Here is a 9,318-nt window from a genome sequence, read left to right on the forward strand (position 1 = left end):
TCGCGGAGGTGAGGGGGGCGGGGAAGGGCGGTGGCGCCCGAGCCGCCGCCCACGTCCTGCCCGAGCCGGTTCGGTGCCCGTCCCCCGCCCGGCCGCCGGCGCGTTCGCGGCAGGGGGCCCGGCCGAACCCGTGGCCGACGGCGCCGCGGCCGTCACCTCGTACGGCGCCGGGGCGCGGCGCCAGGTGGCGGCCACGACGGGACGGGCCGTGCGGGGGGCCGGCGGCGCCGAGAAGCCCTCGCCCGCGCCGGTGCCGACCGTCAGGGGCCGGTCCGCGAGCAGGGGCCTCGACCGCTGGACGGCGGGCATCGCGCGGGTGGTGCCGAGGGCGGGCGTCGACGTGGAGCTCCGGAGCTTCTCCGCCGTGGGCGCGGTCCGTCGCTGGGCCAGGGGCCCGACCGGGCCGGCGGACGCCTCGGCCGGCCGTGAAGCGGACTGCCGCGGGGCCGCGGGCGCCGGCCCCGCTCCGGGGACCGCCCCGCCGGAACCGGCCCGCTGGCGAACAGCGGTCCCGCTCGCTGCCTCCGCCCCCGCCGACGGGCCGACCGCTTTCCGGGACTTCGCCGCGCGCTGGACGATCGGTGGCCCCGCCGATGGCCCCGCCATGGGCGACGGCGAAGCCGTCGGGTGCGCCGCCGAGCGCACGGGCATCGCCGGCGCGGCACCACTGCCGTGCGCCTCCGCCCCCGCCGACGAGCCGGCCGCCTCGCGGGGCTCCGCGGCGCGCTGGACGACCGGTGGCCCGGCCGCTGATCCCGCCGTGGGCGACGGCGAAGCCGCCGAGCGCACGGGCATCGCCGGCGCGTCACTACTGCCGGCCGTGGCCCCTCCGGCCGTGGTCCTGTCCCCCGTACGGGTGGGCATCGAGGGCCCGGAGGCCGGAGCCGGGGCGGTGGGCGGTACGGGTGGTGGCGCGCCGGTGCGCCCCTCCGCCTGGTCCGCGCTCCGGTGCGCCGACCCCGTACGCCCCCGGTCCCGTTCGCCGCCACCCAGGAGCGGCGCGGCCGGCGTCGTGGCGGTGGGCGGCAGCGCGGGCAGCGGCGCGCCGATTCCCGCGCGACTGCCGGGCCTCGACGCGGGAGCGCCCTGCCGGGCCGGGTCCTTCGCTTCCCGAGGCGGCAGCGACCGGGGCGCGCTCGGCCGCTCGGAGGGCGCGGGGGACGGCGTGCCGGAAGGCGGGGTGCCCGCCGGCTCCGGCGACCCCACCGGGTCGGAGCCCATCCGGCGTTGCAGGACGGGCATCGCGTCGGTCCCCGTCACCATGGGGGCGCCGGACCGCGCCGACGCGTCGCTGGGGGCCGTGTCCTGAGCCGACCGCACGACGGCACTGCTGGGCAGCTCGCGCAGGGGCTCACCCAGCGCGGGCCGCACCGTCCCGTGCGACGCGGGGCCGGTGCCGGGCCGGGTGCGCTCCGGTGCCGCCGGACGGGCCGCGGACCCGGGCGGCTCGGCCGCCCGAGCGGCCGGGGAGGGCCCTGCCGGGCCCTCCCGACCCGCCGAACTCGCGGGGCGCTCCGTGCCGGTCGCGGCCGGGTCCGCCGCCGTACCGGGGGCTCCCCCGACGGCCCCCGGGGGCGTGGCGGCCGGCGGCGGAATCGCCCTGACCCGGCGCGCCGGCACCGCCGGGCGCCGGGCCACGATCAGCGAGGGGCCGGCCGGGCGCGGACGGACGGCGGCGGGGCGCACCCGCCGCTGGACGGCCTCCGAGGGCGCGGCGGACCGCTCGCCGGAGCCCGAGGTCGCGGCGGACCGCTCACCGGACCCCGGGGACGCGACGCGCCGCGCGGGTTCCCGTCCCGGCCGTGTTCCCGGCGCGCCGGAGCCCTCCCCGGCGCCCCGGACCGGCCGTGCCGAGGACGCCGAGGACGCCGACGAGGGCGCCGAGGAGACCGAAGCCGCCGGAGGGCCGAGCGGGCCGGGGGCAGCCGATGAGCCCGGCTCCCCCGGCGGCTTCGGGAGCGGCCCGGTCCCGGACGCGGCCCCGGACCGGCCCGGCCGCTGGGCCGGTCCGGTGGTCGACCGCTGTACGGGGCCGGTGCCGCCGCCGGTGTGCCCCGCCCCCGCCGTCGGCGAGGCCGCCCCGAACCGGGGTTCGGTCTCCGCCTCCGACTCCGGCGCGGGCCGTACGACGGGCAGGAGCAGGGGGCCGGCCGTCGTGGCCGGGCGCGGCGCGGACGGCCGGGAGACCACCCCGTGGATCAGCCCGGCGGGCGCGGACGGCAGTACGGCGTGGCCGAGTTCCGTTCGGAACGCGGGGTTCTGCCAGGCGGCCAGCCCCGATCGGAACCGCAGCCCGTCGCTCACGCCGATCGCCGACCGGGCGACGGTCAGGGCCGGCGGCGCGACCCGCCGCCAGCCGCCGTCCCAGTCGCCGCGTGCCGGGCCGGCGGCCGCCCCCGACGCCCCGGACTCAGCGGTCGCGACCGGAGCGCCTCCGCCCACCGCCGTACCCTCCGGGACACGCGAGACACGTGAAGCACGCGGGACACGTGAAGCCCGCCCCTCGGCGCCCCGGGAGCCCTCCCGCCGGAATCGGTTCCAGAACCCCACGCGATCACCCGCCCTCGTTGACGCGGGTGTTGATCCGCGCGATCTCCCGCACCCACTGCTGTCGCTCGCCGTGGGTCAGGTCGAGAATGTCCTCGCGCCGCCAGTGGAAGTGGTAGGCGATGTACGCGACTTCCTCCCGCAGCCGGGGGAGCGCGTACGTCACGATTCCCCCAGGCGCCCACCGGAGAGGTCCACCTCGAACGAGCCGTGGCACAGCGGGCAGGTCACCGCGGCGTGCGTGTGCCCCTCGCTGTTGATCCGCCGGTAGAAGTCCTGGAGGAACGCGACGTCCGTGGCGTACATCCGCTCGACCACCCCGGCGTGCACGTCGGTGACCGTGCCGAGCCTGGTGATCACCTGGCTGAGCAGCACCACACTGAGATAGGCCGGGTTCTCCTTCACCCGCAGGTCGATCTGCGGCCGCAGTTCGTCCCGCGCGGTCGCGAGCCGCATCGAGCCCGTTCGGTGCACCGTGCCGTTGTCGTCGACGTAACCGCGCGGCAGTTCGAACGGGAACTCGGTGCGCGGCTCCCGCTGGTCCCGCCCTTCCCCCGCCGGGGGCGGCGGGGCCTGCTCGCCCCGTTCCGCGGGCGCGGTGTTCTCCAGGAGTTCCTCCAGGCCACCCGCCGTGACCGTTCTGCGCCTCATTCGACCACGATCTCCTCGAAGGTGATGGTCACCGTCTCGGTCGCGGCGCTGGACTCGCCGGCCTTCAGGGAGGGGCCCTCCCACTTGCTCGCCCAGCCCTGCATCAGCTGGATGCGGCGAACGGTCTCCCCCGTCGAGTCCTTGATCTCGATGGTGAGGTTCTGTCGGGCGGTGTCGACGGCGCCGTTGTTCAGCGTTTCCTTGATCCAGTCGGTGAACTCGCTGCTCTTGTCCAGGCCGCGGGTGATCGTCACCTCGCCGGCCTGCCGGGCGCCGGGCTGCTTGCGGATGATCTGTTTGCCCTCGGCGGTCACCTGGCGGACCTCGACGACCTCCTCCTCGACGGTCATGCCGCTGACCTCCTGGATGGACTCGACGAGATAGCCGCCCAGCTGCACGCCGAAGACGTGGGTGGAAAGAGCGTCGCCCTCTGCCATGACTGCCTGTCACCTTTTCCGGGTCCGGACCCGCGGGCCGTTGCCGCCCGCCGGGTCGTCCTTGATGCGGTTCGTTGGTGCGCGGCGCGCGCCGCGGGGCCGCCGTGGATCGCGCGCCGCGCGCGGGTCACTCGTCGACGACGCTCGTGCTGTCGGAGAACTGGGCCAGCCGGAACACCACGAACTCGGCCGGCTTCACCGGGGCCACCCCGATCTCGCACACGACCCGGCCGAGGTCGATCGACTCCTGCGGGTTGTTGTCCCGGTCGCACTTGACGTAGAAGGCCTCCTCCGCCGTGCGGCCGAAGAGCGCTCCCCGGCGCCACTCGTCGGTGAGGAACGCGGTGACATTGCGCCGGATGCTCGACCACAGCCGGTCGTCGTTCGGCTCGAACACCACCCACTGGGTGCCCAGCAGGATGGACTCCTCCAGGTAGTTGAAGAGCCGGCGCACATTGAGGTAGCGCCAGGCCGGGTCCGACGAGAGGGTGCGCGCCCCCCAGATGCGGATGCCGCGGCCGGGGAAGGCCCGTACGCAGTTGACCCCGATGGGGTTGAGGAGGTCCTGCTCCCCCTTGCTGAGGCGGAGCTCCAGGTCCACGGCGCCGCGGACGACCTCGTTGGCGGGGGCCTTGTGCACGCCCCGCTCGCCGTCGCTGCGCGCCCACACACCGGCCACGTGACCGCTCGGCGGCACCGTGGCGTTCCGGCCGCTCGCCGGGTCGAACACCCTGATCCAGGGGTAGTAGACGGTGGCGTAGCGCGAGTCGAAGCCCGCGTCGTCGTTGCGCCAGGTGCGGGCCTGCTGGGCGCTGAGGCCCGGCGGGGTGTCCAGCACGGCGACCCGGTCGCCCATCTGCTCGCAGTGCGAGATCACCGCGAGCTGGACCGTCCTGACGCCCTCGGCGTCGATGTCGCCGCGCTGGTGGGCGCTCATCAGGTCCGGCACCGCGACCATCGTGATCTCGTCGATCGCCTCCAGGCCGGAGAAGCCGGTGCGGGCCGCCGCGTCGCCCACGTACTCGGCCGGGTCGAGCCGCGCGACACCGTTCGGCGCCGGGGCGGGCGTGGCGGCGACGGGGGCGGCCGCGAGGGCGAAGCTCTGCTTCTCCGGGCGGGTCTGCGGCACCCCCGGCTGCTCGACGACCTGGATCAGCTTGGACTCGCGCACCTGGTTGAGCAGATAGCCCTTGACGTTCCTGCGGGTGGAGACGTCGTAGGTCTCCACCACCTTGCCGCCCTGCCGGACCAGCAGCCGGAACCGGTCCTCCGGCGGGTTCTCCCCCTCCACGTCGGCGATCTCCACGGAGAGGTCGGCGCCGGAGCCGGGCAGCGCGGAGACCAGGAATCCGCCGATCGCGGTGGGCGCCGGCCCCTGGGCGGCGGCGGACCGCTCGGCGGGCCGCTCCGCGCCCTGCTCACCGCCCTGGGCGGGGCCGCCGACGCGGACGACGTACGCCGTGCCGCCGCCGTTGGCGAAGTACCCGTAGACCGCGTGCGCCAGATAGGTGCCCGCCGTGAAGCCCCCGAAGGTCTGGACGTACTGGTCCCAGTTGGTCACCAGGGTCGGCTGGTGGAAGGGCCCGGACTCCGCGAAACCGACGAAGGCGGCCACGGCGGTCCCGACCCCCTCGATCGGCCGTGCACCGGACTGCACCTCCTCCACGTAAACGCCCGGGGTGAGGTACGACGGCATGCTCGCTCCTTCGGGTGGCCACTCGGTCGGTTCCGAGTCTCACCGGGGAGCCGCGCCGGGCAGTAGGCCCCGAAGTCCTGGCCACGGGGCAACAATGCTGCCTTTCGGGGCACTCGTACGCGGCTACCGCGTGCCCGGTGCGCCGTTCAGCCAGGGCCCGAACTCGCTCTCCAGCACCAGCCGGCCGAGCTTGCGGTACTCCTGGAGCACCGCCGCGACCACCTGTGCCATGCCCAGGGGCCTGCCCGTCTCCGCCGCCAGATAGGCCGCGGTCACCGCGCAGGCGCGAATGGAGCCGCCCGCCAGTTCGAAGCGCTGTGCGCAGAAGTCCAGGTCGAGATCGTCGTCGCGGGGCAGCTCCGGGCCGAGGCAGCGGTCCCACAGGGCGAGCCGCTGCCGGGCGTCGGGCATCGGGAACTCCGCGACGACATCGAGGCGCCGGGTGAACGCCTCGTCGAGGTTGGAGCGGAGATTGGTGGTGAGCACCGCGATCCCGTCGAAGGACTCCATGCGCTGGAGCAGATACGCCGACTCCACGTTGGCGTGGCGGTCGTGCGCGTCCTTGACCTGCGACCGCTTTCCGAAGATCGCGTCCGCCTCGTCGAAGAGCAGCACGGCGTTCACCTCGGACGCCTCGACGAAGATCCGTTCGAGGTTCTTCTCGGTCTCCCCGATGTACTTGTCCACGACGGTGGACAGGTCCACCACGTACAGCTCCATGCCGAGTTCGGCGGCGACCACCTCGGCCGACATCGTCTTCCCGGTGCCGGACTCCCCGGCGAACAGCGCGATCACCCCGCGCCCCCGGCCCCCGCCCGGCCGCATCCGCCACCGGCCGAGCACCTGCTCGCGGTGGCGGGCGCGCAGCGCCAGTTCGCCGAGCTGCCGGCGCGTCGGGTCGGGGAGGACGAGGTCGTCCCAGCCCACCGCGGGCTCGATGCGGCGGGCGAGCCGTTCCAGCCCCGCGCCGTTCTGCGCCCGGACCGCGGCCCGCAGGTCGTACGGGCGCACCGGCCGCCGGTCGAGCGCGGCCATCCGGACGGCGACGGTGGCGGCCTTGCGCACCTGCCGCGCGTCGAGCCGGTACGCGGCGACGGCCTCGGCGAGTTCCTCGTCCGACGGCAGGTCCCCGGCGAGGGCGTCCCCGGTGGCGGCGTCGGTGAGCGCCCGCCGCCACTGCTCCACCCGCCCCCGCTCGGGGGCCGGCGCGACGCCGATCACCACGGGGCTGTCGCGGGACCACAGCGGGTCCCAGCCCTTGGTCCCGTAGGCGATCAGAGGCGTTCCGGCGGCCGCCTCGCACAGCTCGCGCAGGAGGCGCGCGCGCTCGGGCCGCTCGGGTGCGAGCGCCTCGAGCGGGCCGACGACGATGCCGCCCCCGCTCAGCCTGGCCTCCGTGGCCACGGCGTGCGCCAGGCGGGCCGGCTCCGCGTGCGGCGGACGGCCCGGTTCCGGGTCCGTGGCGAGCGCCGCGACCAGGGCCGCGACATCGAGGACGAGGGGGCGCCGGCCCGCCGCGGCGAGCGCGTCGACGGCCAGCCGGCCGGGGTCGCCCCCCTGGTCGCGCAGGTGCACCAGGCCGCCGCCGGTGCGCACGGCCGCCGCCACGCGCACGACCGGTTCCGTCGCGGGCGCGCCGTCCGCGCGACCGGCCGCGACCAGGCCGCGCAGCCTGCCGTCGATCCCGTCGTCGCCGAGCAGGTGCGCGGTCACCCGGTCGGGCACGCGCAGGGTCCGGGAGAGCAAGGGGCGGTCGCCGTCCGTGACGTCCAGGAGCCCGCCGGCGACGAGCGGCGCGGACGGGGCGAACCGGAACCGTCCGGCCCCGGCGGTAGGGAGCCCGCACAGCTCCAGCGCCAGGCCGATGGTCGGCCGGCGGCGGGTGAGGTCGTCGTTGAGGTAGCCGTAGAGCTGCTCGAAGCGGGCGTCGATGTCCGGGGCGAGGGCGACGAGGAGGAGCTCGACGTCCAGGGGCGTCAGGGCGAAGTCCGCGACGAGCCGCCCGGGACGCGGCTCGGGCGGCTGGGCGCCGTCCACCGGGGCGGGGAGGTACGCGGCAGAGGGCTGTTCCAGGACGCGTTCGGCCGCCTCGGGGGTGAGGTACTGGCCGCGGTAGGGGTCGTCCGGGTCAGGATCGGTGCTGCGGCGCGCGGCGACGGCGTGCCGGACGCGCTGCTCGACGCGGGCGAGACGGGCCCAGAGGTGTTCGAGACCGGTCTCGCAGTCCGGGGCGTGCGCTTCGGGGTCGACCGCGGGGGCCGGGGCCTGCCCTTCGGGGCCGGTCTCGAAGTCCCGGGCGTGCCGTTCGGGATCGGTCTCGGGGGCCGGGGCCTGCCCTTCGGGGCCGACCGTGGCGGCCGTGCCAGGCCCTTCGAAGCCGGTCTCGGCGGCCGAGCCGGGCCGTTCGGGGTCGGTCTCCGGGGCCGAGTCGTGCCGTTCGCGGATGTCGTACGTCATCGGGTCCCGCCTCCGCGTCGGCGCCGCCCGGGCGGTGGCTTGCGGGCGCGCCGGACCGCGAAGCCGTCGGGGCCGGGATCGCTCGCCCCGTCGTAGCGCAGCCGGCGCGCCGGCCCGGCCTCCGGTCCCCCGCGTGCCGTACCGGCCTCCGAGCCGGCGTGCTCGGCGGCTCCGCCCTCCGTCCCGTCGCCGCCGGTCCGGGGCCGCGTTCCGACACCGCCCGGCCCCGCCGGCGGTCCGGCGCGCCCCGGCCGGGGCCGTTCCCCGCCGTGCCATGGGGTCGCCCTCACCGCGAGTCCCTCGGTGACCGGCGGCCCGGCCGCCGACCGCTCGCCGGACAGCGGCGCGAGGACCCGCAGATCGATGGAGGGCTTGAGTTCGCCGCCGAGCGCGGACCACACGTCCGACGCCGAGGGGCCGCGCGGGCTGCGGCTCGCCGCGTCGAGCTCGACGGTGAGGCCGAGTTCGGCGAGGGTGCCGGTGCACAGCCGCCTGGGCAGCACCTCCGAGGCGACCAGGCACCGCAGCACGTCCGAGAGCAGTCGGTGCTCGTCCTGCGGGCGGTTCGTCCAGGCGGTGATCAGATAGGTCAGCTCGAACCAGCGCGGCGGGGTGCGCCACCCGACGACCATGCCCCGCTCGTCGTGCTCCTGGGCCGTCCCGGTCCGCCGCCGGGCGGCGTCCTCGCGAATGTCGTAGAGGAAGACGCTGACCGTCGGGGCGTTGCGCCGGGCCGACCAGTCCCGGGTCGGGGCGTCGAAGACGAGTTCGACGCCGCTCTCGCGCAGGCCGGACTCGGTGAGCAGCAGCCGCAGCCCCTCGTCGACTTCGTGGATCACCGGCGCACCACCTCGTCGGGCGGCCCGATGGTCCCGACGACCACCAGGAACGGCGTGCTGACCGGGGAGAAGCCGGTGCCCGAGGCGGTGATCGTGCGCGGGCCGGTGCCGTCCTTGGGGAGGATCAACAACTGTGCGACGAACCTCCCGTCCGCTCGGGGGACGGTCGGGGCGGCCGCCGCGGTGATCCCGGGCCGCCAGGCGAGGGCGACCCTTGCGCCGGGCGGGAAGTCCTCGCCGCGCACCGAGGTGACGAACCCCGGCTTGCCGATGGGCGGCACCGCGACGATGCGGGGCTGGAGGACGCGCAGCGGCTGCCTGGCGACGTTGTCCCGGGGGTCGGCGTCGGTGCCGCTCGTGGTGAGCGTCCCGGTGATCGTGGCCGTCAGCGCCTTGTCGGGCGCGAGGACGACGCGCAGGACCGCGGTGGCTCCCGGGGCCAGGTCGCCCAGGGCGCACTCCCCCTCGGCGCATTCGGCCGGCAGCGGCCCGGCGGGGATCGCGGCCGGCAGGCCGAGCCGCAGCCGCAGCCCGGTGGCCAGGGCGTTCCTGCCGTTGTGCACGGTGTAGGTGACCACGATCCGGCCTCCCACGTAACCCGGTTCGGGCTGTGCGTCGATCGTGAGGCCAGGCCCGGCCTCCGGCCGGGGCGGCGGGGGCGCGGGGGGTGCCGACGTCGGCGGCGGTGAGG

General features: G+C 76.5%; 7 protein-coding genes and 1 pseudogene. 1 reads left to right on the forward strand and 7 read right to left on the reverse strand.

All coding sequences use genetic code 11. The features are described 5' to 3' along the window. Positions 1 to 130: 130 nt before the first annotated feature. A complete protein-coding gene (locus tag ACSNOD_RS23685; protein ID WP_436769052.1) occupies positions 131 to 1,309 on the forward strand; it encodes a hypothetical protein in 1,179 nt (392 codons plus the stop codon). Positions 1,310 to 2,554: 1,245 nt separating this feature from the next. Here the strand turns inward: ACSNOD_RS23685 and ACSNOD_RS23690 are convergent. From ACSNOD_RS23690 to ACSNOD_RS23720, 7 genes and pseudogenes are all read right to left on the reverse strand, one after another. Next, complete coding sequence (locus tag ACSNOD_RS23690; protein ID WP_436769053.1) at positions 2,555 to 2,713, reverse strand: DUF6760 family protein; 159 nt, start codon at positions 2,711 to 2,713, stop codon at positions 2,555 to 2,557. Next, positions 2,710 to 3,198 carry a hypothetical protein gene (locus ACSNOD_RS23695; RefSeq protein WP_436769054.1) on the reverse strand — a complete coding sequence of 163 codons (489 nt, stop codon included), beginning with the start codon at positions 3,196 to 3,198 and terminating at the stop codon, positions 2,710 to 2,712. Before ACSNOD_RS23695 ends, ACSNOD_RS23690 begins: the two co-directional genes overlap by 4 nt. Further along, on the reverse strand, positions 3,195 to 3,635 hold the full coding sequence (locus tag ACSNOD_RS23700; protein ID WP_436769055.1) for a phage tail protein: 441 nt from the start codon (positions 3,633 to 3,635) through the stop codon (positions 3,195 to 3,197). Before ACSNOD_RS23700 ends, ACSNOD_RS23695 begins: the two co-directional genes overlap by 4 nt. A gap of 127 nt (positions 3,636 to 3,762) precedes the next feature. Beyond that, on the reverse strand, positions 3,763 to 5,331 hold the full coding sequence (locus ACSNOD_RS23705) for a phage tail sheath family protein (protein ID WP_436769056.1): 1,569 nt from the start codon (positions 5,329 to 5,331) through the stop codon (positions 3,763 to 3,765). Positions 5,332 to 5,454: 123 nt separating this feature from the next. After that, positions 5,455 to 7,788: an AAA family ATPase gene (locus tag ACSNOD_RS23710; protein ID WP_436769057.1), complete on the reverse strand. Its 2,334-nt coding sequence runs from the start codon at positions 7,786 to 7,788 to the stop codon at positions 5,455 to 5,457. Beyond that, the gene (locus tag ACSNOD_RS23715) at positions 7,785 to 8,627 is read right to left on the reverse strand and encodes a DUF4255 domain-containing protein (RefSeq protein WP_436769058.1); all 843 of its coding nucleotides are present in this window, start codon (positions 8,625 to 8,627) and stop codon (positions 7,785 to 7,787) included. The genes ACSNOD_RS23710 and ACSNOD_RS23715 overlap by 4 nt, the downstream gene beginning before the upstream one ends. Then, positions 8,624 to 9,318, reverse strand: a pseudogene (locus ACSNOD_RS23720) (hypothetical protein); the annotation flags it as partial. The gene ACSNOD_RS23715 and the pseudogene ACSNOD_RS23720, both read right to left, overlap by 4 nt.

It is taken from the genome of Streptomyces sp. URMC 123, from assembly GCF_051386515.1.
In the GTDB taxonomy this organism is placed as follows: Bacteria; Actinomycetota; Actinomycetes; order Streptomycetales; family Streptomycetaceae; genus Streptomyces.

Coding starts and splice junctions, on each gene's coding strand:
- ACSNOD_RS23695 (WP_436769054.1), bottom strand. CDS start 3,198: ATGAGGCGCAGAACGGTCACGGCGGGTGGCCTGGAGGAACTCCTGGAG.
- ACSNOD_RS23700 (WP_436769055.1), bottom strand. CDS start 3,635: ATGGCAGAGGGCGACGCTCTTTCCACCCACGTCTTCGGCGTGCAGCTG.
- ACSNOD_RS23705 (WP_436769056.1), bottom strand. CDS start 5,331: ATGCCGTCGTACCTCACCCCGGGCGTTTACGTGGAGGAGGTGCAGTCC.
- ACSNOD_RS23710 (WP_436769057.1), bottom strand. CDS start 7,788: ATGACGTACGACATCCGCGAACGGCACGACTCGGCCCCGGAGACCGAC.